The organism is Nocardia sp. NPDC051030, assembly GCF_040683015.1.
In the GTDB taxonomy this organism is placed as follows: domain Bacteria; phylum Actinomycetota; class Actinomycetes; order Mycobacteriales; family Mycobacteriaceae; genus Nocardia.
This window is the reverse complement of the sequence record NZ_JBFBCD010000001.1, coordinates 226,730-251,536: the sequence shown is the minus strand read 5'-3', so window position 1 is coordinate 251,536 and position 24,807 is coordinate 226,730. Positions and strand designations below refer to the sequence as shown.

Here is a 24,807-nt window from a genome sequence, read left to right as displayed (position 1 = left end):
CCGCGATCCAATAAGGTCGACCCTTATGGGAGCGCATCCACTCGTCACCGAATACCTGCGGCTGGGTTTGGCCTTCGACCGATTGGAAGAAGGATTCGTCGACGCCTTCACCGGTGATCCGGCATTACGGCGCGAGGTGGAGAACGCGCCCAAGCCCGAACCGCGGGACCTCGCGCATCGAGCTGCCGCACTGCGCAAGGAACTTCCGGACGCGGGCCTCGGATCCGAGCGCACCGAATTCCTGGACGTGCACCTGCGCGCGCTCGAATGCTCCGGCCGCAAGTTCGCCGGTGATGACATCAACTTCATCGATGAGGTGCGCGCCTACTTCGATGTCGATATCGCACCCGGCGACGAGGACGACTACCGCGAGGCGCACCGGCAGCTCGACGAGGTACTCCCCGGCGACGGCCCGCTCTTCGACCGCCTCACCGCGCACCGCCGCGCCGACGAGATCCCGCCCGACCGCCTGAACGACTGCGTGGCCGCCTTCTCCGGCGCACTGCGCGAACTGGTCCGCCAGCGCTACCCGCTGCCCGACCACGAACGCGTCGAATACGAAGTGGTGGGCGATAAGCCGTGGTCCGGCTTCAACTACTACCTCGGCAACTATCAGTCCAAGGTCGCCATCAATTCCGATCTGAAGCAGCACATGTCGCAGCTGCCGCACCTGATCGCGCACGAGTCCTACCCGGGCCATCACACCGAGCACTGCCGCAAGGAGGCCGGACTGGTCGCGGCCGGGCAGGACGAGCAGACGCTGTTCGTGGTCAATACCCCGCAATGCCTGATGGCGGAGGGGCTGGCGGATCTGGCGCTGAAGTCCATCGTCGGGCCGGGCTGGGGCCTGTGGGCGCAGGAGATCTTCGCCGATCTCGGACTGCGCTTCGACGGTGAACGCGCCGAACAGATTTCGACCGCCTCGGCGAATCTGCTGAGTGTCCGCCAGGATGCGGCGCTGCTGCTGCACGATCGCCGCCGCGATGCCGACGAGGTCGCGGAATTCCTGCAGCGCTGGAGTCTGGTCACACCGGAACGCGCGCGGCAGTCGCTGCGCTTCCTGTCCTCGCCGCTGTGGCGGGCCTACATCAGCACCTATGTGGAGGGATATCGGTTGCTCGGCGGCTGGTTGGACGCAGCCGCCGATGCGGGGGAGCGGTCCGAGCGATTTTGTCGCCTATTGGACGAACCCCTCACACCCGGCGCTATTCGCGGGATGTGAGGGGCTACTCCCCGAAGGTCCTACTGGCGGATCAGACGCCCCAAGTCCCGCAGCTGGCACCACCGCTGGACAGCGTGCACAGGGTCTTCAGGATGGTGACGAGAAAGTCGGGGAGTCCGCCGCCGGCAATGTAGTTCATGTGATTCCTCAAAGCTCAGATGGGCCAATGTCACTGGCCTATAACAAGGCCAGCGGGGCGTAACAATACCGAGATTTGTTGCCCCGTCATAGCCCGAATATTCGACCCTGTCCACCGGAACGGGCAACCACATCCGCGACCGTGGACGGACCACCCGGATGCCCCGATTTTTCGGGGCACGGTGGTACGTCCACCCGGCTGGAATTCGCGCGGGATAAGCTGGCAGGACCGCGACTGGCGCAATCGAGGTGGAATGAACCACCGGGAAGCACCGAAGTCCTGCACCGCGCGCCTGGGTGCCGGACCGCCCTTGGGGTACCCCGGGGGCATCCGGAGCACGGAGGTTGCGATGCATTCTCAGATTCCCGTCGACACGCAGAACCCTCTGATCGGCGATGTCGCAGCGGCCAATACACTCGGCGGCGTGACCCAGACGAGTACTTCTGTCAACAGCCAGTCCCTCGCCGAACTCGATCCCGAGGTCGCCGCCGCGATGGGTGGGGAACTCGCCCGGCAGCGCGACACCCTCGAGATGATCGCCTCGGAGAACTTCGTGCCGCGCGCGGTCTTGCAGGCGCAGGGCAGCGTGCTGACCAACAAGTACGCCGAGGGTTACCCGGGTCGCCGCTACTACGGCGGCTGCGAGAACGTCGATGTCGTCGAGGATCTGGCCCGCGCCCGCGTCACCGAACTCTTCGGCGCGGATTTCGCGAACGTCCAGCCGCATTCGGGCGCGCAGGCCAATGCCGCCGTCCTGATGGCGCTGATGAACCCGGGCGAGAAGCTGCTCGGCCTGGATCTCGCGCACGGCGGCCACCTCACCCACGGCATGCGCCTGAACTTCTCGGGCAAGCTGTACGAGGTGCACGCCTACGGTGTGTCCAAGGAAGACCACCGCGTCGATATGGACGAGGTCCGCAAGATCGCCCGCGACACCCGCCCCAAGGTGATCGTCGCCGGTTGGTCCGCGTACCCGCGGCACCTGGACTTCGCCGCCTTCCGTGAGATCGCCGACGAGGTGGGCGCTTACCTCTGGGTCGATATGGCGCACTTCGCCGGTCTGGTCGCGGCCGGACTGCACCCGTCCCCGGTCCCGCACGCCGATGTCGTCTCCTCCACCGTGCACAAGACCCTCGGCGGCCCCCGCTCCGGCCTGATCCTGGCCAAGCAGGAATTCGCCAAGAAGCTCAATAGCGCGGTGTTCCCCGGCCAGCAGGGCGGACCGCTCATGCATGCCATCGCCGCGAAGGCCGTCTCCTTCAAGATCGCCGGTACTCCGGAGTTCAAGGAGCGCCAGGAGCGCACCCTGTCCGGCGCCAAGATCCTGGCCGAGCGCCTGACCGCCGCCGACTGCACCGCCAAGGGCATCAATGTCCTCACCGGCGGCACCGACGTGCACCTGGTCCTGGTCGACCTGCGCAACTCGCAGCTCGACGGCCAGCAGGGCGAGGACCTCCTGCACGAAATCGGAATCACCGTGAACCGCAACGCCGTTCCGTTCGACCCGCGCCCCCCGATGGTCACCTCCGGCCTCCGCATCGGCACCCCCGCCCTCGCCACCCGCGGCTTCGGCGACACCGAATTCACCGAGGTAGCCGAAATCATCGCCGCAGCCCTCACCGGCTCCGCCGACCTCGACTCCCTCCGCCAGCGCGTCTCCAAACTGGCCCAGGACTTCCCCCTCTACGAGGGCCTCGAAGACTGGCGCCTCCTGGGCTGATCCCCACCCCCGACCTGAAACAGGCCCTCCCCGACCGAATTCCGGTCGAGGAGGGCCTCTTTCATGATCAAGGAGCTGTGGTGGCGTGATTCGGCCCGGAATTCCGCCACCACAGCTCCCTGATCATGAAGCCTCGTGTCGTCCTGCGCCCCTGAGTGTCAGAGGCGTTGCAGGCGGGGGATCGGGCCGAACTTGCCATGGCGGAAATCGCGGTAGGCCTGCTCGATCTCGTCGCGAGTGCCCATGACGAAGGGGCCGCCGAAGACGATGGGCTCGCGAATCGGCTTGCCCGCGAACAGGATTACGGTGGTTCGGCGTTCCGGGTCGGTGCCGCGGATTTCCAGGGTGGTCGGGTCGGGGACGTCCATCGGATCGGACCAGGCCACCTGGCCCTCGGCCACCGCGGTGCCCGCCATCGTCGCATTGCCTTCCAGGACATAGGCGAAGGCGCGATCCTCCGGGGAGAGCAGGGGGCTGTAGCTGCTGCCGGGCTCCAGCGTCACGATGAGACCCGTGATGGGCCAATGGTTTTCGGCGGGCCCGGTGATGCCGGACGCAGTGCCGGAGACCACTCGGACGAGGACGCCGGGGGCTTCGAGGGTGGCCTGATCGGCGAGACGCAGGTCCTGGTAACGGGTTTCGACCATGCGCTTGTCGGCGGGCAGGTTCAACCACAGTTGCAGGGTGTGCGCGTGTTCGTTGCGGTAGGCGAGCTCGCGGTGGATGATGCCGCGACCCGCGGTCATCCACTGGATGTCGCCGGGCTCGAGTGCGCCCGCGTGGCCGAGGCTGTCGCCGTGTTCGAGGACGCCGTCGAGGACCACGGTCACGGTTTCCACGCCGCGATGCGGATGCCATTCGAAGCCGGGGGAGGAGAACCAGTCCTCCGCCATGAGCAGGAACGGATCGGTCTGGCTGACGTTCTCGGGGGAGATGACCAGGGCGTTCTTATCGACCTGTTCGGTCGGGCCGCCCATGGCCTTGGTCCGGACGCGGTCGATCTTCCGGGATACCGGCACTGATGTGGTCATGCGCGCTCCTCTCGTCGGCCGGACGCCATCGATTTTGATGACACATCAACTAACCGGCGGGTGCATCCGGGTATTCCCGGCTGTCAGCCCCGCAAACGCCGGGGTCACCGGTCGGCGAGGACGTGTCGGCGGTCACGGTCGCGGGCGGGTCGGTGCGGCAGTCGCGAGATCGCGCGCGGGATGGAGTGAATCGGCCTATCCTGCAATCGGATCGGAGGCACTCATGACGACCACTGTGCTGCTGCTCGGGGTGAAGGCGATTGTTGTCGACGATGCCCGGGAGCGAATCGACCTGCCGGACATTGAATTTCACTCGGGGACGGGTCTCGAGGACGTGAAGGCGGTGTTCGCGGAGACGGCCGTCGATCACGTCATCATGGGTGCGGGGCTGGATCTCGAGCTACGACTCAGCATCGTGCGCGAGGTCTTCGAGACCAGCGACCGCACCACCGTGCATATGAAGGATTTCGCATCGGGCTCGCAGGGCTTCCTGCCGTTCGTGCGCGACGTACTGGCGGGACTACACGGCTCCTAGCCGCTCCGCACAACTCGGCCGCGCCTCCGGATCAGGAGTGCTTGGTGAGGTAGTCGAGGTACATGGGACGCAGCACCTCGCCGATCTCGCCCTCGCCCGCGTGCCGGTAATCGTCGAGCAGCGGCAGCAGGTATTTGATGTCGAGTTCGCTCTCGCCCAGATTCCCGGCGGCGGCGGAGGCGGCCGGGATGGACTTCAGGAGCTCCCAGAGGAACTTCACATCGCCATGGCGAACCGCCAGCTTCACGGCGCGATCGTGTAGCTCCTTGGTGGACAGCGACTCGAGATCCTGCGTTTCGGCCATGACGTCGACTCTAATGGACTTCATGGCGCAGCAACCGAGGTACCGGGTCAAGCGTGTGTACGACGTGCCGGAGGCGGGCGACGGCCGCCGGGTGCTGGTGGATCGGCTCTGGCCGCGCGGGGTCAGCAAACAGGAAGCGGCCATAGACGAATGGGCCAAAGACGTGACCCCGTCGAACGAACTGCGGAAGTGGTACCACGCCGATCCGGGGACGCGCCGGGCCGACTTCGAGCGCAAATATCGATCCGAACTTACCGCGGACGAGGCGCGGGAGGGGCTCGCGCGGCTGCGCGAGGAGGCCGCTGCAGGACCGTTGACGCTAGTCACGGCGGTGAAGGATCCGGAGCACAGTCATGTCCCGGTACTGCTGGATGAACTGGACGAAACACGCAGAGCAGACCCGCGTTAACGGGATCTTCACCAACACGCCTGTAATCCGGGAGGCCGGAAAACGATTTCGGCGGTAGCGTCGGGGGTGCGGGCCGCGTAGGTGTGGTTCGTACGGGAGGTCCTGATCGTGACTGAGCAAATCAGTGCGAGAGGGCCGGCACCCGGCCCTCGGGTCTTTTAGACCCCAAGGCCCGACCGGCCCAGCGAGAACGCTCGCGCGGTGTCGCGCGAGTGGCAAAGGAGCCCACCGTGACTGATGCACGCTCCGTCAACGCTCCCACCAGGGATGCCCGCTCGATCGCGAGCGAGGACACCACAGGTCAGGGAGTTCGCGCCTCGCAGTCGTCCGATTCCGGACTGAAAACCTTCGTTGTGGATACGTCGGTGCTGCTTTCTGACCCGTGGGCACTGACCCGCTTCGGCGAGCACCATGTGGTGCTGCCGCTGGTGGTCATCAGTGAACTCGAGGCCAAACGCCATCACCACGAACTGGGCTGGTTCGCCCGGGAGGCGCTGCGCATGCTGGACGATCTGCGTCTGGCACACGGTCGGCTCGATCAGCGGGTGCCCATCGGGACCGGGGGTGGCACGCTCCAAGTGGAGCTCAACCACACCGATCCCAATGTGCTGCCGGTCGGATTCCGAACGGACACAAACGATTCCCGCATCCTCGCCTGCGCCTTGAATCTGGCGGCCGAGGGTCAGCGAGTCGTACTGGTATCCAAGGACATTCCGCTGCGCGTCAAGGCGAGCGCGGTCGGATTGCAGGCGGACGAGTATCACGCACAGGATGTCGTCACCTCCGGGTGGACCGGCATGGTGGAGATCGAGGTCGGCTCCGATACCGTCGACAAGCTCTACACCGAGAGCGTCATCGACCTCGACGAGGCCCGGGATATGCCCTGCCACACCGGAATCCGGCTGCTCGGCGGGCGCGGCAGCGCGCTCGGCAGGGTGACCCCGGACAAGCGGGTGCAGCTGGTGCGCGGCGATCGGGAGGCGTTCGGGCTGCACGGCCGGTCGGCCGAACAGCGCATCGCCCTCGACCTGCTGCTGGACGAGAGCATCGGCATCATCTCCCTCGGCGGCCGGGCGGGCACCGGTAAGTCCGCGCTCGCGCTGACCGCCGGATTGGAGGCCGTGCTGGAACGCCGCTCGCACCGCAAGGTGGTGGTGTTCCGTCCGCTGTACGCGGTCGGCGGACAGGATCTCGGCTATCTGCCCGGCAGTGAGAGCGACAAGATGGGGCCGTGGGCGCAGGCCGTCTTCGACACCCTGGAAGGGCTCGCCAGCCCGGAGGTGATGGAGGAGGTACAGGCGCGCGGCATGCTGGAAGTCCTGCCGCTCACCCACATTCGCGGCCGGTCGCTGCACGACTCCTTCGTGATCGTGGACGAGGCGCAGTCCCTCGAACGCAATGTGCTGCTCACGGTGCTGAGCCGTTTGGGCAGCGGATCGCGGGTGGTGCTCACCCACGATGTCGCACAGCGCGACAATCTGCGGGTCGGACGGCACGACGGCGTGGCCGCCGTGATCGAGAAGCTCAAGGGGCATCCGCTGTTCGCGCATGTCACCCTCACCCGCAGTGAGCGGTCGCCGATCGCGGCGCTGGTCACCGAGATGCTGGAGGAGTTCGGGCCCAACGCGTGAGCTAGCGGTCCAGTGCCCGATCGGGCGGCTCCGGCCGTTCGATCGGGCTACGCCATAGCGTGTGTTTCACCTCACAGTGCTCAGGGTATATTCCCCGCAAATACCTGTTCTGCTGGAAATTCGGCGCACCCTTCGTAATTCGCTGAATGGTTGCCAGTAGGTATCTCCGTGGCCTGAGTTACCGAGAGGATGGAAATGCATCACTTCGCTCGACGTACGGCCGGCATCATCGCGGCGGTCGCGGTCGTGACCCTGTTCGCCGCGGGTTGCGACAAGGACAAAGACAAGGACGCCAAGTCCGAAACGGGCATGACCACCAGCGCCGAAATGACGAACGGTGGCGCGAGCGAGACCAAGATCGCCACCCGGGACGGTTCCGAGGTCACCATCAGCGGCGACTTCCTCACCAAGTACACCGAGCTCGGCGGCGAAACCGGGCCCATGGGAACGCCTTCCGGACCCGAGAAGGAAGCACCCGGCGGCGGAATGGAACAGGAGTTCGCGGGCGGCGCGATCTACTCCAGCCCGGCCACCGGAACCCACGTGGTGTGGGGCGAGATTCGCAAGGCATGGGAGGCCGACGGCGGCCCCGACGGCAAGCTCGGGTACCCGACCACCGACGAGGTCACCATGACCGACGGCGGCCAGAAGAGCGAATTCACCGGTGGCAGCATCACCTTCGTGGACGGCAAGACCACCGTCACCCCGAAGTAGTCCCGAACGTCCCGAGACGCGACTTTGTCGCGTCTCGGGACGCGGTCCCTCCGGACAACTGATTTCGTGAGTTCGGGGTAACTCGTCGGGACGTCCAAGATTGTTTCGGCTCTCAACCGGCGGCACGCATACACAGCGGTCAACGCTCCTTCAGCCGGGCGCTGAAGATGCGGGGAGGCGGAACAGTTCCCACGTTTGCCGCGAAGCCGCTAGGTTGTCCACGTGCAGAACGTTTTGTCGGACCGGGAACTGCTGGAATCGCTCGCCCCCGAGGTGGAGGCAAACCTCACGCGACACATCGCCGTGGCCGCCGAATGGCAGCCGCACGACTATGTGCCGTGGGATGACGGCCGCAACTTCGAGTTCCTCGGCGGAACCGATTGGGACCCCGCGCAATCCGAACTGAGCGAGGTCTCCAAGACGGCGCTGACCGTCAGCGTGCTGATTGCCGACAATCTGCCCTCCTACCACCGCGAGATCGGCAAGTACCTGCGCATCGGCCCGTGGTGGCGCTGGGTCGGCCGCTGGACCGCGGAGGAGAACCGGCACGAGATCCTGATCCGCAACTTCCTCATGGTCACCCGCGCCGTCGATCCCATCGCCCTCGAGCGCATGCGCATGTCGCATATGACCGAAAACTACCGCCGCCCCGCCATGCACCTGATCGACGTGCTCGCCGAATGGGCCTTCGAAGAGGTCGCGGCCGCCGTGCGCCACCGCAATACCGAGAAGCTCGCCGACAACCCGACCGTCGCCGCCATCGCCTCGCGTCTGGCCGCCGATGACGAACTCCAGGCCGTCTTCTTCGCGAACCTGGTCTCCGCCGCCCTCGACCTGGCTCCCGACCAGGCCATTCGCGCCATCGCGGACCGCGTCGCGGACTTCCACGTCCCGGTCGCCACCCTCTCCGACGGCCGCACCAGCGATGAGGTGCTCGCCGAGGCCGGTATCTACGACCGCGCGAATGAGGCGGAGCTGGTCTTCAAGCCGCTGCTCGCGCAGTGGAATATCTTCTCCCGCACCGACTTCAGCGAAGCGGGCGACAAGGCCCGCGCCGAGCTGGAGCACCTGCGCTGATCTCCGGGGCCGAATCCGGTTCGGCCGCACCGTGATTGTTGAAAACCGCCCCCTCGGGAGCGTGTCGCTGACGTAGCGTATGACGTCGGGGAACACGGATTCCCGAGGGGGCGGTTCGTTATGGGCACTACGGGGAATCGAGTCGTGGTCATCGGCGCGGGCATTGCCGGGTTGGTGACCGCCAAGGTGCTGCGCGCCGACGGGTTCGAGGTGCTGGTCTTCGAGAAGGAGCCGCAGTTCGGCGGCGTCTGGATCGAATCCCGGACCTATCCTGGCCTGCGCACCAATAACTCCCGCGATACCTACGCCTTCTCCGACCATCCGTATCCGGAGTCGGCCGATACCTTTCCGGCCGCGGCTCAGGTGCGTGCCTATCTGGCGTCGTATGCGGAACGTTTCGGCCTCGTGGAGTGCATTCGACTGTCCACCGAGGTCGTTCGGGTCGAGCGTGCCGAGGACGGATTCGAGATCGATCTGCTCGGCCCGGACGGACCCGAGACGGTGCGCTCCGACTTCGTCGTGGTGTGCAGCGGGGTCTTCTCCGAACCGCAGCTGCCGGTGATCGACGGCGCGGACCGATTCGACGGCGTGCTGGTGCATTCCAGCCAGGCCACCGATCCGGCGCTGTTCACCGGTAGACGCGTCGTGGTCGTCGGCGCGGGCAAGTCCGCGCTCGACTGCGCCGCGTGGGCGGGCGCGCGGGCCGAGACCTGCACACTCGTCTTCCGCAAGCCGTACTACATGGCTCCCAGATACCTGCCCGGCGGCGCGCCGTTCGATAGGTTCGTCGGCCGGGGCGGGGAGCTGTTCCTGCCGTATCACCACATGGATCGACTCGAGCGTTTCCTGCATGGGCCGGGTGCGCCCGTGACCCGATTGTTCTGGCAGATCCTGAGTTTCTGGGCGCGCACACTATTGCGCATGCCGCGCATCCTGGTGCCCGACCGGCCCCTGCCGCACGGAATCGAGAATGCCGGTGTGGGGCAGGACTTCTACGATATGGCCCGCCTCGGGCGGATCCGGCTGCGTCGGGACACCATTGCGGGCTTCACCGGTGGTGACGGTATTCGATTGGCCGGGGGCGATCGAATCGACGCGGACGTCATCGTTTTCGCGACCGGCTGGCGGCAGTCCGCGCCCTTTCTCACGCCCGAACTGCACTCGGCCGTGCAAACGGACGGCAGGTACCGGCTGTACCGCCACATCCTGGCACCGACCGAACAGCGGCTCGGATTCATCGGCTTCGCCTCCTCGGTCGCCTGCCAGCTCTCCGCGGAGATCTCCGCGCACTGGTTGTCGCAAAGCTTCCGCGGCGAGTTGGGTGTGCCGCCGCTCGAGGACATGCTCGCCGAGATAGCCCGAGTCGCCGCCTGGCTCGGTGAGGTCATGCCGGGCCGCCCGGAGGGCTATTTCATCGGGCCGTACCTGTCACACCACATCGATGATCTGATGCGCGATATGGGCCTGCCCACCCGGCGAACCGGCAATCTGCTCACCGAATATCTGGGCGTGCTGCTGCCGGGGCGCTACCGCGGTATCACCGAAGAGCGATCCCGGGTGCGCGAAGGCCTTGCGCCGCAGCGCAGTTCACAGGGGTCGAGCGTCGCACAAGCCGTCGGAGCCCTCGCGGTGCTCGGCTCGGCCTATGCGCTCATTCGTCACTTCATGCGCGGGTCAGCGGCGAAATAGCGCCTGGAAGACGCCGACGGCGGTGCCGCGCAGGAAGTTCTCCCAGCTGAAATGGTCGTGCCAGAGGATGATGCGGCCATCGCGGAGTTCGAAGGTGCCGCAGACCCAGAAGGAGATTTCGACCGGGCCGAAGCGTAGGTAGTCGGTGCGCTCGGTGAGCACCACATTCTCGCCGTCGGCGGCGATGTGGTGCATATCGGCGCGGAAGCCGAACTGGGGCCGGTTCAAACCGCTCAGCACCCAGCGCACCCGGTCGATGCCGCGCACATCCGGCAGGGAGGTGTTCTTCCAGACGATGCCGGGATCGGCGAGATCCAGGGCCTCGTTGACGATGTTCATCTCCATCGCGGCGAAGAACTCGCGCACCGTGGTGATCGCATCCTGCTGCAATTCGGGGAGCTCGGGCATGCTCCCGACTGTAGGGCCAATCCCCGCACCGGCATAGGGATTCCGGACCTTCGCACGCCCGCGGGTCCGGCGTGTCTACTGTCGGCTGGCCATCAATGCGCCGAGGCCGTCCAGAATCCGGTCGATGCCGAAGGCCAGGGCATTGTTGCGCCCGGGGTCCGCGGCCGCGGCCTGCTCGGCATAGGTGGCCGCGATATACGGATAGCGGTCGGCGTGGGCGGCCAGGACCGCGGTGATCTCCCGGGCGACGCGGGCTTCGGCATCGCCGTCGTCGGCGCCGGTCATAAAGGGCACCAGGCTGCGGGCATGACCGATCAGCAGCACGACGCTGTCGATGCGTTCGCCGGGGGTCAGCAGGCTGTCGGCCAGCACGGCCAATGCGGCTTCCATCCAGCTCATCTCGTTCGGGCCCATGGGGCGCACGCGCGACGCGATTTCGAGGCCCCAGGGATGGGCTTGCATGCGTTCGAACAGCGTCTCGGCCCAGTCTCGAAGGTAGGAGCGCCAGGGTTCGCCGCTCGAATCCGCGTGTGCGGCAGGCAATTCCGGTGGCGTGTCGAAGGCGCAGTCCAGCATGAGCGCGGTCAGCTCGGTCCTGCCCGGCACATAGCGATAGAGCGCCATCTTGGCGCAGCCGAGGCGTTCGGCCAGCCGCTGCATGGACAGGTTCGCCAGTCCCTCGGCATCGGCGAGGGCGATCGCCTCGGCGACGATCTGCTCCAGGGTGAGCGAGGGCTTGGGCCCTCGCCGGGGTGGTGTCGATGAGCGCCACAGCAGTTCGGAGGTGGTCGGTGCGGGCATGGCGTCATCCTTCCGGAAATTACCTGTTGACGTGAAACTGCGTCCAGAATACGCTAATCATCATAAACAGCGTCCATGGGACGCAGTTCTTGAAGGAGTAGCCGCCATGCGCAACACCACCGTCCTCATCTCCGGAGCCAGCGTCGCCGGCCCGGCCCTCGCCTACTGGCTGCACCGCTACGGTTTCGCCGTCACCGTCGTGGAGCGGTCGCCGAGCCTGCGTGCGGGTGGCCAAGCCATCGACTTCACCGGCGAAACCCATATGACCGTGCTCGAGCGCATGGGCATGCTCGACGACATCAAGCGGCGGCAGACCGGCAAGACGGATTGGCTGATGGTCGACGAAGCCGGGGAGCAGCAGGCGATCATCTCCGGCGACTTCATCGGCGGCGATCTCGAGATCCTGCGCGGCGATCTGTCCGAGGTCATGTACAGCCGCACCGCCGACGAGTGCGAATACCTCTTCGGAGACACCATCACCGCCCTCATCGAGACCGCGGACGGCGTGCACGTCGAATTCGAACAGGCCCCGGCCCGCACCTTCGATCTGGTCTTCGGCTGCGACGGAATCCATTCACGCGTGCGGAAACTGGCCTTCGGACCGGAAAAGGAGTTCGTCACCCACGAGGGCTACTACTACGCGCTCGCCGGAGCCTCGCACTGGGAGGACATGCCGGAGGGGCCGCGCGAGCGGGCGCAGTCCCTCGTCTGCAATGTTCCCGGACGATTCGCCATGACCGGCGGGCCCAAGGCGGGACAGTTCTACATGTTCGCCTCACCGGAACTCGGTTACGCGCGCGACGACCTCGACGCGCAGCGGCGCATCGTCGCGGACAAGTTCGCGGGGATGGGCTGGGAGGTGCCGGGCATGCTGGCCGAACTCCCGAACCTCGACGGCTTCTACCTCGACGCCATCGCCAAGGTGTCGATGAAGGAGTTCGCGCGGGGGCGGGTCGCGCTGGTCGGCGATGCCGCCTACGGCCACACCCTGGGCGGATTCGGTACGGGGCTCGCGGTGGTCGGCGCGTACGTGCTGGCCGGTGAACTGGCCGCCGCCGACGGCGACTACACCGTGGCGTTCGCCCGCTACGGGGAAATCATGAAGCGCTATACCCGCAAGGCCGACGATGCCAGCCCGGGCCGCTTCCTGGCCCCGAAGACGGCTCGTGGTCTGCGCCTGCGGAATTGGTTCCTCGGCTCATTCGGCTTCAAACTCATGGTGAAGTATGCCGATTCCGCCAAGAATGATATCGATCTGAAGAACTACCCGGAACTCATTGCCTCCAAATGACACTGGACGTGGGTATGGCGGCTTGCGCCGCCATACCCACCGACCGTGTCATTCAAACGATGATTCCGATTGCCGCCAGGAAGGCGGAAGCGCCCAGGCCGAAAAGGGCGACGAGACCTGCTACAACTGCTGCCAACATTGTTCTGATCCTTTCGTGAAACACCGCGTTTGCGGTCACTCAGCTAATCGCAGGCAATGCGTGATGCGTTTCACAGCGATTATCGAAAAGGAAAAATAGGTTGCTGACCTGCGGACTTACTTGCCTTGTGTGAGTACTGTGTGCTCTTTCGAAACGAAGAAGGAAACGCCAGATGTCTCCAAAGTGCAGGTCACGCCCACTTCTCGGGACGAGCACTTGTAGTTCCGGATCTTCAGGTAAGACCCGTACGGCAACGCCGGATCATCTGTTCCCCCGTAGAACGCCCCGCCGTCGCCGAGGCAACCGTAAAGCGGGCCCGCGACGCCCAAGGCGAATCCGGGCATGGCCTGACCATTCTTCGCGCACTCCTGTTTGCCCTGCGGAACCGCCGCTTGACCCTGGCAACCCGCTTCGATCGCGTTTTCACCGGCGAATGGAATCGGCTTGTCGAGGATTGCGCAATGGAAATTCCCACTGGGACTGGTAAAGAAATATCCCGCGACACCCGCACCGCCAGTGGATTGGCGATAAATGGTCGGATCGGCTTCCGTCCCGGGAGAATTCGGAGTGGTGAACGGAATGGAGGTCGGCGCAGCCGGTTTGGTGGTCGCGGCGGTCGAGGTGGAGGCCGGAGCGGCATCCGGGTGGTGGTCGCTGCCCGACGAGCAGCCCGACAGCAGCGCCACCAGCGTCGTCGCTGCGGCGACGACAACCCGTATCTTCACGTAATCCCCTTCGGAGGCCCGACAATTCGGGCAATCGGTTATCGGGGGAGAACGCTAGCCGACATCCGGCTCCGGTCGTCAGTCCTTGTCGTCCACCTTGGCCATGGACAGCACGTCCAGGCGGCGGTCGAGTTCCTCGAGGGAGAGCTTGTCGCCGATCAGGCCGCGATCGATGACCGTCTGCCGAATCGTCTTGTGCTCCTTGAGCGCTTCCTTGGCCACCGCGGCGGCCTCCTCGTACCCGATGGCCGAGTTCAGCGGCGTCACGATGGACGGCGAGGACTCGGCGAGGCGGCGCAGCCGCTCCACATCGGCGACCAGGCCCACAATGCACTTGTCGGCGAACAGCCGGGAGACATTGGCCAGCAGGCGAATCGACTCCAGCACATTGCGCGCCATCACCGGAATGTAGACATTCAGCTCGAAATGACCATTCGCACCGCTCCAGGCAATGGTCGCGTCATTGCCGATGACCTGCGCCGCGACCTGCGTGACCGCCTCGGGCAGGACCGGATTCACCTTGCCCGGCATGATCGAGGAGCCGGGCTGCAGATCGGGCAGGTGCAGTTCGCCGAGGCCGGTGAGCGGGCCGGACCCCATCCAGCGAATATCGTTGGCGATCTTGGTGAGGCTGATGGCCACCGTGCGCAGCGCACCGGAGACCTCGACCAGGCCGTCGCGGGCGCTCTGCGCCTCGAAGTGGTTCTCCGCCTCGGCGAGCGCGTCCAAACCGGTCGACTTCTTCAGTTCCGCAACGACCTTCGCGCCGAATCCGTCGGGCGCGTTCAGGCCGGTGCCGACGGCGGTGCCGCCGATGGCCAGCTCGCCGAGGCGCGGCAGCGTGACCAGCAGTCGCTCGATGCCCGCGCTCACCTGCCGGGTGTACCCGCTGAACTCCTGACCGAGCGTGACCGGCACCGCGTCCATGAGATGCGTGCGCCCGGACTTCACCACATCCCGCCACTCGACCGACTTGTCCAGCAGCGCCAGCCGCAGATGCTCCAGCGCCGGAACCAGATCCTTCACCACGGCCTCGGTGGCCGCGAGATGCGTTGCGGTGGGGAAGGTGTCATTGGAGGACTGCGACATGTTCACGTCGTCATTGGGATGCACGGTGACGCCGTCCCGCGCGGCAATGCTCGCGATCACCTCATTGGCGTTCATATTCGAGCTGGTGCCGGAGCCGGTCTGGAACACATCGATCGGGAACTGGTCGTCATGCTGCCCGTCGGCGATCTCGCCCGCCGCCGCGATGATGGCATCCGCCTTGGTCTTGTCCAGCAGCCCCAGATCCCGGTTCACGGCCGCGGTGGCCGCCTTCAACAGCCCCAGCGCGCGAATCTGCGCCCGCTCCAGGCCCCGTCCACTGATCGGGAAGTTCTCCACCGCCCGCTGAGTCTGCGCCCGCCACAAAGCGTCGACGGGAACGCGGACCTCGCCCATGGTGTCGTGTTCGATGCGGTACTCGGTCTCGGTCATGAATTCGACCCTATGCCCGCCCGCGCCCCGAGTGGGCAGACACCCCTGAGCGAAAAACCACACGGCGCATCGGGAATACCCGATGCGCCGTGCAGGATTCGCGTGTGCCCGAGGATCAGGGCAGGGGCGGGGTGGCGTGCTCGTCGCCCACGAAATCGACCGAGGCGTACTCGCGGAGCTTGGTCAGGCGGTGGTAGGCGTCGACCATGCGGACGGTGCCGGACTTGGCGCGCATGACGATCGACTGGGTGGAGGCGCCGCCGCCGTAGTAGCGGACGCCGCGGAGGAGGTCGCCGTCGGTGACGCCGGTGGCGCAGAAGAAGACGTCCTCACCGGAGACCAGGTCCTCGGTGGACAGGACGCGGTCCAGGTCGTGGCCCGCGTCGATGGCCTTCTGGCGCTCTTCGGCGTCCTTCGGGGCCAGCTTGCCCTGCATGGCGCCACCCATGCAGCGCATGGCGGCCGCGGCGATGATGCCCTCGGGGGTGCCGCCGATGCCGATCAGCATGTCCACACCGGACTCGGGGCGGGCGGTGGCGATGGCACCCGCGACGTCACCGTCGGAGATGAGGCGGATGCGGGCGCCGGCGTCGCGGACGTCCTGCATGTACTGGGCGTGGCGCGGGCGGTCCAGGATGCACACGGTCAGGTCGGAGACCGAGGAGTTCTTGGTCTTGGCGACGCGGCGCAGGTTCTCCGCGATCGGGGCGGACAGGTCGATCACATCGGCGGCGTCGGGGCCGACGGCGATCTTCTCCATGTAGAAGACGGCCGACGGGTCGAACATGGCGCCGCGCTCGGCGACCGCGAGGACGGAGATCGCGCCGGGGGAGCCCTTGGCCATCAGGGTGGTGCCGTCGATCGGGTCGACCGCGAAGTCGAGTTCCGCGCCGGTGCCGTCGCCGACCAGCTCACCGTTGTAGAGCATGGGCGCTTCGTCCTTCTCGCCCTCGCCGATCACCACGATGCCGCGCATGGACACCGTCGCGACGAGCTGCCGCATCGCGTCCACGGCCGCGCCGTCGCCACCCTCCTTGTCGCCGCGGCCGACCCAGCGGCCCGCGGCCATCGCACCGGCCTCGGTGACCCGGACCAACTCCAGCGCGAGGTTACGGTCGGGTGCCTCGCGGCGGCTGGATGCGGGCGTGGGGGTCATTGTGGTGCCTCCTTGGTTGTCTACTGCTGCGTAAATTGTCGCATTGCGGTTGGACGGCCTAGGCAAGTACTAACGTTTCACTTCCGTGCTGGTCGCGGGCCTTTACGCCGAGCGTGCCGTGGCCGCGCCGCGCGACACGAGAGTGTGAGCAGGGTCGCAGCGCCCGCCCGTGGATACTTGGTCGCGTGTCGTACCAAAAGCCCCGGAGCCAGAACGACTACAAGGACCTCTTCTGGTCGTTGCTGCCGCTGGTGCTGATCTGCCTCGTCATCGCCGGCATCGCCAGCCAGTGCACCTTCACGGCCAAGGGCCCCACCCAGGGTCAGATTCCGCACCTGGACGTGAGCAGCGCGCTCGCCGAGGACGCACACAATATGCACTTCCCCATCCGCAATCCGGCGGTGCCCGGCGACTGGAAACCCAACTCGGGCAGCCGCGACACCATCACCGGCACCGGTGGCGGCGCGGTGAGCACCGTCGGCTACATCACGCCGCAGGGCACCTATATGCAGCTCACCCAGACCAATGCCACCGAGGACGCCCTCGCCAAGAAGATCGTCGGCACCCGGTACGCCACCGGCACCGAACAGATCGGCGACCGCAAATGGGTCGTCTACGGCGAACCCGGCACCGAACCCGCCTGGATCACCGACTTCGGCGACACCCGGGTGCTGATCAAGGGCGCGGGCAACAATGCCGCCTTCACCACCCTCGCCACCGCCGTCGGCACCGCACAGCCGCTGCCCGCCAAGTAATCAGCTCTCCTGATCCCGGTGCGCCAGCGCGTCTTCCACGCGCTTGCGGGCACCGGCGAGGTGTTCCTCACAGCGATTGGCCAGGGCTTCGCCACGCTCCCAGAGGGTGAGCGACTCGTCCAGATCGAGACCGCCCTGTTCGAGCATCTTGACGACATTGACGAGTTCGTCGCGGGCGCGTTCGTAGCCGAAGGCGGAGATCTCGGTGACGTTGGGGTCAGTCATTCGGGGTGGAATCCTTTCGGGGGCCTAGGGGTTGGGCCGCCAGCGCGGCGGCGGTGATCGCGCCGTCGGCGACGCGAATACGGAGCTGGGTGCCGGGCGGGGAATCCTCGATGGCCCGGACCACCTCGCGGTCCTTGCCCTGGACCCGTTGCACCACCGCGTAACCGCGGGCCAGGGTGGCGGCCGGGCCCAGGGCGGAGAGCTTTTCGCGGAGATGACGGGTGGCGGTGGACTCACCGGCGAGGAAGTAGTCGATGGTGCGTCGGGCCGAGGCGCGGTGGCGCTCGACCTCGTCGTGGCGCTGATCCAGCAGGCGCAGCGGGTCCGAGAGCACCGGGCGGGAACGGATCTGGGCGAGGGCGCGGGATTCGCGATCCACCCAGCCGCGCAGGGCCGCCGCCGCGCGGGCCCGGAGTTCTTGCAGCAGGGCGGCTTCGGCGGCGGCATCGGGGACTATGCGCTTGGCGGCATCGGTGGGGGTGGCGGCGCGCAGGTCGGAGACGTAGTCCGAGAGTGGGTTGTCGGGCTCGTGGCCGATCGCGCTCACAATCGGGGTCTTGGCGGCGACGATTGCGCGGCAGAGGGTTTCATCGGAGAACGGGAGCAGGTCCTCGACGCTGCCGCCGCCGCGGGCCAGCACGATCACATCCACGTCGGGATGGGCGTCGAGGGCGGCAATGGCGTCCAGGATCTGCGGGACGGCGGTGGGGCCCTGCACGGCGGTATTGCGGATCTCGAAACGCACGGCGGGCCAACGCGTGGTCGCGACCGTCACCACATCGTGCTCGGCGGCGCTGGCGCGGCCGGTGATCAGGCCGATGCGATTGGGCAGGAACGGAATCGGGCGCTTCAGGCGCGGGTCGAACAGGCCCTCGGCATCCAGCAGGGCCTTCAGCCGCGCGATGCGGGCGAGCAGTTCGCCGATACCGACGGGGCGAATCTCAGTGACGCGCAAGGAAATCGTGCCCCGGCCGGTGAAGAACGACAATTTGCCGTAAACGACCACCCGGCTGCCTTCTTGCAGCGGGACTTCCGATTTGCGTAGCAGGTCCGGATCGCATGTCACCGAAAGCGACATATCGGCGGCCGTATCGCGCAGCACCAGGAAGGCGGTGCGGGTGCCGGGGCGCAGATTCATCTGCGTGATCTGACCCTCGACCCAGACCGCGCCCAGCCGATCGATCCACTGCGACACCTTCACCGCGATGCTGCGGACGGGGTAGGGGTGCTCGGCGGAATTCGACGGGCGCTCCGCTTTCTCTGCGCCGGGGGGCTCGGTGCTCACCGAACCGATTCTGTCAGTGCCCACCGACGTTGTTCGTCAGGTGCCCCGGAAAACGCTCGGGTCCCTTGAAACGACAAGAGCCGACCATCCGGGTGTGTCACCCGACGGTCGGCGTCATTGAAGTTTCGGTTACTTGGCCTGAACGGTGGCGATGCGGTTGGTCAGCATGGTGACGAACGGGGCGCGGTCGCGGGTGCCCTGCTCGTACTCCAGCAGCGAGGCCAGATCGTCCACCGACAGCTGGCGCAGGCGGGCGCGCAGCTGGGCGATGGTCATATTGGTGTAGTCGAAGCGGGTGGCCACCTCGGGCTCGGTCACCGCGGCGCTGCCGTTGTGGCCATTGGTGGCAGCCTTCGCGGAGGCCACGGATTCCGTCGCGGGAGCCTCCGGTTCGGCAGCCTCCTGCGCGGCCGACTCGGGTTCGGCCGCAACCGGTTCGGCAATCGCCTCTTCCGGCTCGGATTCGGTGACAATCGGTTCGGCGACGGCCGGAGCCGGCTCCTCGACGACAGATTCGGGCTCGTCGAAGAGGTCGAAACGGCTCTTGCGTACCGATTCGGGGGCGGCGCTCGGAGTTTGCTCGTCGGCCTCATCCTCATCGAATGTGGCCCACTCCGGCTGCTCTTCCGGCTGGTTGACGAGCCGGTCGAAAACCGCGTCGCCCTTGAGAGCGAGGCTGGTCACGAACTGCTGGAAGTGCATGGTGGTCTGCAACATCTGGCTGATCGCGGTGATCGGGAAATTGATGGCGTTGGTCGGTAGCCGTCGGGTTTCCTCGAGGGCATAGACGGCAGCCCCGGCGGCGACCCGGGCCAGGAACGGAGGTCGGAACATGGTCCTAGCCTGCCCGAAACGCCGTGTGATGCAAAGGTGAGAACTCACGAAATGTGATTCTGCTGCCAACCTCCGGACGAATGCACGTCACCCCGCACCCGTATTCTGTGAAGCATGTCCTCGGCTATCCCTTTGAACGTCGGAATCGTACGGTCAGCGGCGGGTACTGCCGACGCTCCGAAGCGAGTACTCCTGGCTGAACCCCGCGGCTACTGCGCCGGTGTCGATCGCGCGGTGGAAACGGTGGAGAAGGCTCTCGAAAAGCACGGTGCGCCGATCTATGTGCGCAAGGAAATCGTGCATAACCGGCACGTGGTGGAAACGCTACGGGAGCGCGGCGTGATCTTCGTGGACGAGACCGACGAGGTGCCCAATGGCGCGCTCGTGGTGTTCTCCGCGCACGGCGTCTCCCCGGCCGTGCACGAATCCGCCGCCGAGCGGAATCTGCACACCATCGACGCCACCTGCCCCTTGGTGACCAAGGTGCATCAGGAAGCCAAGCGCTTCGCCCGCGACGATTTCGACATTCTGCTCATCGGTCACGAGGGGCACGAAGAGGTCGAGGGCACCGCCGGTGAGGCTCCCGAGCACGTGCAGTTGGTGGACGGCCCGGACGGGGTGGACAAGGTCACCGTCCGCGATGAGAACAAGGTGATCTGGCTCTCGCAGACCACGCTGTCGGTGGACGAGACCATGGAGACCGTGCACCGGCTGCGCGAACGGTTCCCGCTGCTGCAGGATCCGCCGAGCGATGACATCTGCTACGCCACCTCCAACCGCCAGACCGCGGTGAAGGCCATGGCCCCCGAATGCGATCTGGTGATCGTGGTCGGCTCGCGCAACTCCTCCAACTCGGTGCGCCTGGTCGAGGTCGCGCTCACCGCGGGTGCTCGCGCCGCGTATCTGGTCGACTACGCGCGCGAGGTGGATCCGGCCTGGCTCGAGGGTGTGCGCACGGTCGGCGTCACCTCGGGTGCCTCGGTGCCGGAGATTCTGGTGGAGGGCGTGCTGGATCTGCTGGCCGAGCACGAATTCGGTGAGGTCATGCCGGTCACCACGGCCAATGAGACGCTGGTCTTCTCGCTCCCGCGCGAACTCCGCACGGCTCGTTCGTAATTCGACTCGAATCACCGTACCCGCCGCGAAAACTCGCATGGGGTGCGGGGATTCGTGCTGTCCGGCTCGATTCCGGCCGCGAAAACGCGACGACCGGGAACCCTTCGCAGGATTTCTCGGTCGTCGGTATTTCGGCTCAGCGTTCGATGCGGCCGGAATCGCGTTCGCGGTAGCGCACATTCGGGCGCGGGTGCGGGGGCACCTCGGAGTTCGGGTTGCGTCGGCGGCGGCCCTCGGTCGGGGGATTGGCCGCGGCCTGGCGGTCGGGCGGGGGCTTGCGCTCCGCGCCGGGCTTGCGGTCGGCGGGCGGGGTGCGGTCGGCGGGGGGCTTGCGGTTGGCGGTGCGGCCCTCCGCGGGGGTGGCGCGATTGCCCGCGGCGCGGGTGCGGTCCGCCGCGGGCTGGCGGGCGGCGCGAGTGCGATCCGGGGCGGCCTGGCGATTGTCCGCGCCCACACGGGGCGGGCCATCGGCGGTCCGGCCGGACGGGCGGCGGGACCGGCGGGCATTGGCGGCCGGTTCGGCGGCGTCGGCCGCGGTGTCAGGGGAGACCCGGGAGCGTCGTCTGGCAGGGTCCTTGGGGTCTGTCGGCCGGGTGCGCTGGGCGCGGGCGGCGCCTGCGGCACGGGCGGTGCGAGCGCGGGCCTTGGCCTTGGCCAGGCCGCCGCTCTTGCCGCTGCCGGACGCACCCTCATGCTCGCGGCGGTGCAGCGCCACCCGGACCGCGCCGACGATCAGCACCAGCACCGTGGCCAGGGCCATGGTCGGGAAGCGATTCACCAGCGGGATGGCCAGATTCAGCAGGATTTCCTTGACCTTCAGGCTGCTCGCACTGCCCAGCAGCTGCTGATAGGCCAACGGCACCGCGATGAACAGCAGCAGCGGCGGCAACACCATGGTGGTGAACAGGCCCTTGTATCGGACCACCAGCGCGGCCAGCACGCAGCCCACCACATACAAAGTCGCGAAGGTACCGGTCAGGTCATCGCCACCGCCGCTCGCATCGATGAAGAATCCGATGAAGGCGCATGTCACCGCGATCAATACCGCGGCCCAGGCCGGGACGCCGGGAACCGACGGCAGGATCGACCGGTGCGAGGAAGGCACCTCGGTTCGCTCGCGCTCAGTAACTGCCACGTCAAGCACACTAAGGCATCAGACTGTTTCGCGAGGCAGACGGCACTGTGTCTGGATTGTCGGGCACTGTGTTTAATTTGCCCTCCGTTTCGCTCCGGGCTGTTCACGGCCCCCTATGTCTCGGTCCTTTCCCTCCTCCGCTCCTCCAAGGCGCAGGGAGGTGGAGCCGTTCCCTCCCCGCTCCAAGCGCGGGGAGGCGGAGCGCAGTCCAGAACCAAGACGGGCCGCGAACCCTGAGTGTTCAGCCGACGTTGTCGGTCGCTTCGGCGAAACCGACTGCGCGTGGCCAGGAGTCCACGGGGCGGATTTCGGGGACCTCGGCGTCGGCTACCTCCAGGTCATGTAGCTTTCGGGCGGTCACCATGACTCGGGACTCGACTGCGGCGACTGTGTGGTTGAAGGCGTCGACGGCCTTGCCGAGTTGGGAGCCGAGGCGGTCCAGGTGGCGGCCGGTGGTGCCCAGGCGGGTGTAGAGCTCACGGCCGAGTTGCTGGATTACGGCCATATCGGCGGTCATGGCTTCCTGTCGCCAGCCCAGGGCGACCGTGCGGAGCAGGGCCATCAAAGTGGTTGGTGTCGCGAGCACCACATTGCGGCCGAAGGCGTACTCGAGGAGGCCGGAGTCGGTGGTGAGGGCGGCATCCAGGAAGGGATCGCCGGGGACGAAGAGCACCACGAACTCGGGGGTCGGGTCGAAGGCTGCCCAGTACTCCTTGGCGGCCAGTTGGTCGATGTGATTGCGGAGGTGGCGGGCGTGCCGGGCCATATGGCCGTCGCGCTCGCGCGGGTCCTCGGTGCCCGCGGCATCCAGGTAGGCGGTGCACGGCACCTTGGCGTCCACCACGATGTGGCGGCCGCCGGAGAGGCGCACCACCAGATCGGGGCGGACCACGGTGTCGCCGCGGCGGGTGACCTGGGTGTCGAAATCGCAGTGCTTGGTCATGCCTGCCAATTCCACGACGCGCTCCAGTTGGATCTCGCCCCAGCGGCCGCGCACCTGGGGGGCGCGCAGGGCGGCCACCAGATGGCTGGTCTGCGTGGACAACTGGTGGGACATGCGCTGCATGCCCGCAACCTGTTCGCGCAGGCCGGAATACGCGTTGATGCGATTGTGCTCGGTTTCCTGAATGTGGCGGTTCAGGGTTCCTACCGCTTCGCGAAGCGGTTCCACCAATGCGCCGATGGCATGTGATTGGCGTCGTGCCGCATCCTCACTGGCCGCGCCGAGTGACTGCCTTAACAAGCGCTCGTTGTCGTGCATGGCAGACAGGCGGGCTTCGGCGACGGCCGCGCGCTGTCCCGCGCGCGCGGAGTGACCGAGCCAGCCCAGGGCCAACCCGGAAGCGAATACCAACAACAACGCAAACAGCATCGGTGCGGTCATGGGTGCAGATAGTGCCCTACGCCACCGACAAGTGGGTGAATCCGGCAACCGCTTGGCATCTTTCGTCCGAAATCTGGTCGAGATCTGCGGCGACCGATGGGCAATGCATCCGCGCAATTCAGACAACCCGCCCGGGTACCGATGTAGTTGTCGGAGGCATCGCCTACCGTTTTGCGACATGCGAATCCTGCACACCTCCGACTGGCATATCGGGCGCACCTTTCACGGTGTCGATCTGCTCGTCGATCAGGAGTCTTCGCTGATGGCCATTGCCGAATTGGTGGCGGCCGAGCGGGTGGATGTGGTCGTGCTACCGGGGGACGTGTACGACCGGTCGATTCCCAGCGCCGATGCGATCGCGGTCTGCAATCGGGGGTTCGAAGCGATCCGCGCGGCGGGGGCGACCATTGTCGCCACCTCCGGCAATCACGATTCGCCGACGCGGTTGGGGGCGCTGGGGAGTTTCGCGGCGGCGGGCGGGCTGCATCTGCGGTGTGGGATCTCCGAGGTGGCGCGGCCGATCCTGGTGTCCGACGGGCACGGAGAGGTGGCGTTCTACGGCATCCCGTATCTGGAGCCGGAGATCACCCGCGTGGAACTGGGCGTGCCGCAGGCGCGTTCGCATGCCGAGATTCTGGATGCGGCCATGGGGTTGATCCGTGCCGATCTGGGTGGGCGTGCCGGGGTCCGGTCGGTGGTGCTGGCGCACGCGTTCGTGGTCGGCGGGGAGGCGACCGGGTCGGAGCGGTCTATTTCGGTGGGCGGGGTGGAGACGGTGCCGCTGTCGGCCTTCGACGGCATCGACTATGTGGCGCTCGGGCATTTGCATTCGCCGCAGACATTGTCGGAATCGGTGCGGTATTCCGGTTCGCCGCTGCCGTATTCGTTCGGGGAGCGGTCGCATCGCAAGGCCGTGTGGATTGTGGAGCTGGATGCCGCCGGATTGACGTCGGTGGAGCGCAGGGAGCTGCCTGTGGTGCGGGGGCTGAGTCAGCTCAGCGGCACGCTCGAGGAACTACTCGGCGCGCCCGAGTATGCCGGGGCCGAAGCGGATTACGTCTCAGCCACTTTGACCGATACCGCGCGACCGGTGGATGCGTTGCGGAGGTTGCGTGATCGGTTCCCGCATGCCGTACACGTGGAATGGGTTCGGCCCGAAGGGAATCCGGAACTGCGCTATCGCGAGCGGGTGCACGGCCGCCGGGACACCGAGATCGCGCAGAGCTTCCTCACCGATGTGCGGGGCGAGCCGACGGCCGGGGAGATGACCTGGCTGGAGCGGGCGCTGGCCGCCGCCGTGCGGGAGAAGGACGGGCCGGTACGTATGGCGAATCGTGCCGCCGAAATCGAGGCGGCCGTGCGCGCGTCCTTGGACCCCAAGACTGATTCGGCTCCCGGCGTGGAGTTGGATGCCGAAACCGAAAGGGCCGCACGGGGGTTGGCTGCGGCCGAAGCCGGGCAGGCGGTGCGCGGCGCAGCCGATGAGGCACCGGGACTGTTCGATACCGGGGAAGACGGCGGCACCGCAGAGCTATCCGCGTGAGTGAGCGTAGCGAGCGAATCGAAGACACAGCGCGCATCGCGCATGCCGGAGCCGAGCGTC

Annotated in this window: 24 protein-coding genes; 12 read left to right on the top strand and 12 right to left on the bottom strand. The window is 66.7% G+C overall.

Annotated elements, in window-relative coordinates:
* Positions 1 to 25 precede the first annotated feature (25 nt).
* Complete coding sequence (locus AB0N05_RS01155) at positions 26 to 1,222, top strand: DUF885 domain-containing protein (protein WP_364685818.1); 1,197 nt, start codon at positions 26 to 28, stop codon at positions 1,220 to 1,222.
* Positions 1,223 to 1,785: 563 nt separating this feature from the next.
* Positions 1,786 to 3,081 (top strand): serine hydroxymethyltransferase, encoded by a 1,296-nt coding sequence (gene glyA / locus AB0N05_RS01150; RefSeq protein WP_364687411.1) that lies wholly within the window; start codon positions 1,786 to 1,788, stop codon positions 3,079 to 3,081.
* A gap of 158 nt (positions 3,082 to 3,239) precedes the next feature.
* Here glyA and AB0N05_RS01145 read toward each other — a convergent pair whose 3' ends face one another.
* Positions 3,240 to 4,112: a pirin family protein gene (locus AB0N05_RS01145; RefSeq protein WP_364685815.1), complete on the bottom strand. Its 873-nt coding sequence runs from the start codon at positions 4,110 to 4,112 to the stop codon at positions 3,240 to 3,242.
* 223 nt (positions 4,113 to 4,335) lie between these two features.
* Between AB0N05_RS01145 and AB0N05_RS01140 the strand changes: the two genes are divergently transcribed.
* Complete coding sequence (locus AB0N05_RS01140) at positions 4,336 to 4,647, top strand: hypothetical protein (RefSeq protein WP_364685812.1); 312 nt, start codon at positions 4,336 to 4,338, stop codon at positions 4,645 to 4,647.
* 31 nt (positions 4,648 to 4,678) lie between these two features.
* On the opposite strand, the gene AB0N05_RS01135 is transcribed toward AB0N05_RS01140, so the two are convergent.
* Positions 4,679 to 4,951 (bottom strand): hypothetical protein, encoded by a 273-nt coding sequence (locus AB0N05_RS01135; protein ID WP_364685809.1) that lies wholly within the window; start codon positions 4,949 to 4,951, stop codon positions 4,679 to 4,681.
* Between AB0N05_RS01135 and AB0N05_RS01130 the strand changes: the two genes are divergently transcribed.
* The 5 genes from AB0N05_RS01130 (at position 4,950) to AB0N05_RS01110 (ending at position 10,471) form a co-directional block, all read left to right on the top strand.
* Complete coding sequence (locus tag AB0N05_RS01130; RefSeq protein WP_364685806.1) at positions 4,950 to 5,360, top strand: DUF488 family protein; 411 nt, start codon at positions 4,950 to 4,952, stop codon at positions 5,358 to 5,360. The genes AB0N05_RS01135 and AB0N05_RS01130 overlap by 2 nt on opposite strands.
* Positions 5,361 to 5,638: 278 nt before the next feature.
* The gene (locus AB0N05_RS01125) at positions 5,639 to 6,991 is read left to right on the top strand and encodes a PhoH family protein (RefSeq protein ID WP_364687409.1); all 1,353 of its coding nucleotides are present in this window, start codon (positions 5,639 to 5,641) and stop codon (positions 6,989 to 6,991) included.
* A gap of 195 nt (positions 6,992 to 7,186) precedes the next feature.
* A complete protein-coding gene (locus tag AB0N05_RS01120; protein WP_364685803.1) occupies positions 7,187 to 7,705 on the top strand; it encodes an esterase in 519 nt (172 codons plus the stop codon).
* A gap of 222 nt (positions 7,706 to 7,927) precedes the next feature.
* On the top strand, positions 7,928 to 8,782 hold the full coding sequence (locus tag AB0N05_RS01115) for an acyl-ACP desaturase (RefSeq protein ID WP_364685800.1): 855 nt from the start codon (positions 7,928 to 7,930) through the stop codon (positions 8,780 to 8,782).
* 120 nt (positions 8,783 to 8,902) lie between these two features.
* The gene (locus AB0N05_RS01110) at positions 8,903 to 10,471 is read left to right on the top strand and encodes an NAD(P)/FAD-dependent oxidoreductase (protein ID WP_364685797.1); all 1,569 of its coding nucleotides are present in this window, start codon (positions 8,903 to 8,905) and stop codon (positions 10,469 to 10,471) included.
* On the opposite strand, the gene AB0N05_RS01105 is transcribed toward AB0N05_RS01110, so the two are convergent.
* Both AB0N05_RS01105 and AB0N05_RS01100 read right to left on the bottom strand, forming a co-directional pair.
* Positions 10,457 to 10,879: a limonene-1,2-epoxide hydrolase family protein gene (locus AB0N05_RS01105; RefSeq protein WP_364685794.1), complete on the bottom strand. Its 423-nt coding sequence runs from the start codon at positions 10,877 to 10,879 to the stop codon at positions 10,457 to 10,459. The two genes, AB0N05_RS01110 and AB0N05_RS01105, sit on opposite strands and share 15 nt — an antisense overlap.
* A 75-nt stretch (positions 10,880 to 10,954) precedes the next feature.
* Entirely contained in the window at positions 10,955 to 11,680 is a 726-nt protein-coding gene (locus AB0N05_RS01100; RefSeq protein WP_364685791.1) for a TetR/AcrR family transcriptional regulator, read from the bottom strand.
* 106 nt (positions 11,681 to 11,786) lie between these two features.
* Here AB0N05_RS01100 and AB0N05_RS01095 point away from each other — a divergent pair, with 106 nt between their 5' ends.
* Entirely contained in the window at positions 11,787 to 12,971 is a 1,185-nt protein-coding gene (locus AB0N05_RS01095) for an FAD-dependent monooxygenase (protein WP_364685788.1), read from the top strand.
* Positions 12,972 to 13,226: 255 nt separating this feature from the next.
* Here AB0N05_RS01095 and AB0N05_RS01090 read toward each other — a convergent pair whose 3' ends face one another.
* The 3 genes from AB0N05_RS01090 to glpX form a co-directional block, all read right to left on the bottom strand.
* Entirely contained in the window at positions 13,227 to 13,835 is a 609-nt protein-coding gene (locus AB0N05_RS01090; protein ID WP_364685785.1) for a hypothetical protein, read from the bottom strand.
* Between the two features lie 78 nt (positions 13,836 to 13,913).
* The gene (locus AB0N05_RS01085; protein WP_364685782.1) at positions 13,914 to 15,314 is read right to left on the bottom strand and encodes a class II fumarate hydratase; all 1,401 of its coding nucleotides are present in this window, start codon (positions 15,312 to 15,314) and stop codon (positions 13,914 to 13,916) included.
* Between the two features lie 115 nt (positions 15,315 to 15,429).
* A complete protein-coding gene (glpX, locus tag AB0N05_RS01080) occupies positions 15,430 to 16,470 on the bottom strand; it encodes a class II fructose-bisphosphatase (RefSeq protein WP_364685779.1) in 1,041 nt (346 codons plus the stop codon).
* Between the two features lie 185 nt (positions 16,471 to 16,655).
* Here glpX and AB0N05_RS01075 point away from each other — a divergent pair, with 185 nt between their 5' ends.
* The gene (locus AB0N05_RS01075; protein WP_364685776.1) at positions 16,656 to 17,225 is read left to right on the top strand and encodes a DUF4245 domain-containing protein; all 570 of its coding nucleotides are present in this window, start codon (positions 16,656 to 16,658) and stop codon (positions 17,223 to 17,225) included.
* Here AB0N05_RS01075 and AB0N05_RS01070 read toward each other — a convergent pair whose 3' ends face one another.
* From AB0N05_RS01070 to AB0N05_RS01060, 3 genes are all read right to left on the bottom strand, one after another.
* Entirely contained in the window at positions 17,226 to 17,450 is a 225-nt protein-coding gene (locus AB0N05_RS01070; protein WP_364685773.1) for an exodeoxyribonuclease VII small subunit, read from the bottom strand.
* Positions 17,443 to 18,735, bottom strand: a complete 1,293-nt coding sequence (xseA, locus tag AB0N05_RS01065) for an exodeoxyribonuclease VII large subunit (RefSeq protein ID WP_364685770.1) — start codon at positions 18,733 to 18,735, stop codon at positions 17,443 to 17,445. The genes AB0N05_RS01070 and xseA overlap by 8 nt, the downstream gene beginning before the upstream one ends.
* 129 nt (positions 18,736 to 18,864) lie before the next feature.
* Complete coding sequence (locus AB0N05_RS01060) at positions 18,865 to 19,569, bottom strand: lipid droplet-associated protein (protein ID WP_364685767.1); 705 nt, start codon at positions 19,567 to 19,569, stop codon at positions 18,865 to 18,867.
* 114 nt (positions 19,570 to 19,683) lie between these two features.
* Between AB0N05_RS01060 and AB0N05_RS01055 the strand changes: the two genes are divergently transcribed.
* Positions 19,684 to 20,685, top strand: coding sequence for a 4-hydroxy-3-methylbut-2-enyl diphosphate reductase (locus AB0N05_RS01055; protein ID WP_364685764.1), 1,002 nt, complete (start codon positions 19,684 to 19,686; stop codon positions 20,683 to 20,685).
* A 136-nt stretch (positions 20,686 to 20,821) separates the two neighbouring features.
* Here AB0N05_RS01055 and AB0N05_RS01050 read toward each other — a convergent pair whose 3' ends face one another.
* Both AB0N05_RS01050 and AB0N05_RS01045 read right to left on the bottom strand, forming a co-directional pair.
* Positions 20,822 to 21,820, bottom strand: coding sequence for a DUF6542 domain-containing protein (locus AB0N05_RS01050; protein WP_364685761.1), 999 nt, complete (start codon positions 21,818 to 21,820; stop codon positions 20,822 to 20,824).
* Between the two features lie 241 nt (positions 21,821 to 22,061).
* Entirely contained in the window at positions 22,062 to 23,204 is a 1,143-nt protein-coding gene (locus AB0N05_RS01045) for a DNA recombination protein RmuC (RefSeq protein WP_364685758.1), read from the bottom strand.
* A 178-nt stretch (positions 23,205 to 23,382) separates the two neighbouring features.
* Here AB0N05_RS01045 and AB0N05_RS01040 point away from each other — a divergent pair, with 178 nt between their 5' ends.
* Positions 23,383 to 24,747 (top strand): exonuclease SbcCD subunit D, encoded by a 1,365-nt coding sequence (locus AB0N05_RS01040; protein ID WP_364685756.1) that lies wholly within the window; start codon positions 23,383 to 23,385, stop codon positions 24,745 to 24,747.
* Positions 24,748 to 24,807: the final 60 nt, after the last annotated feature.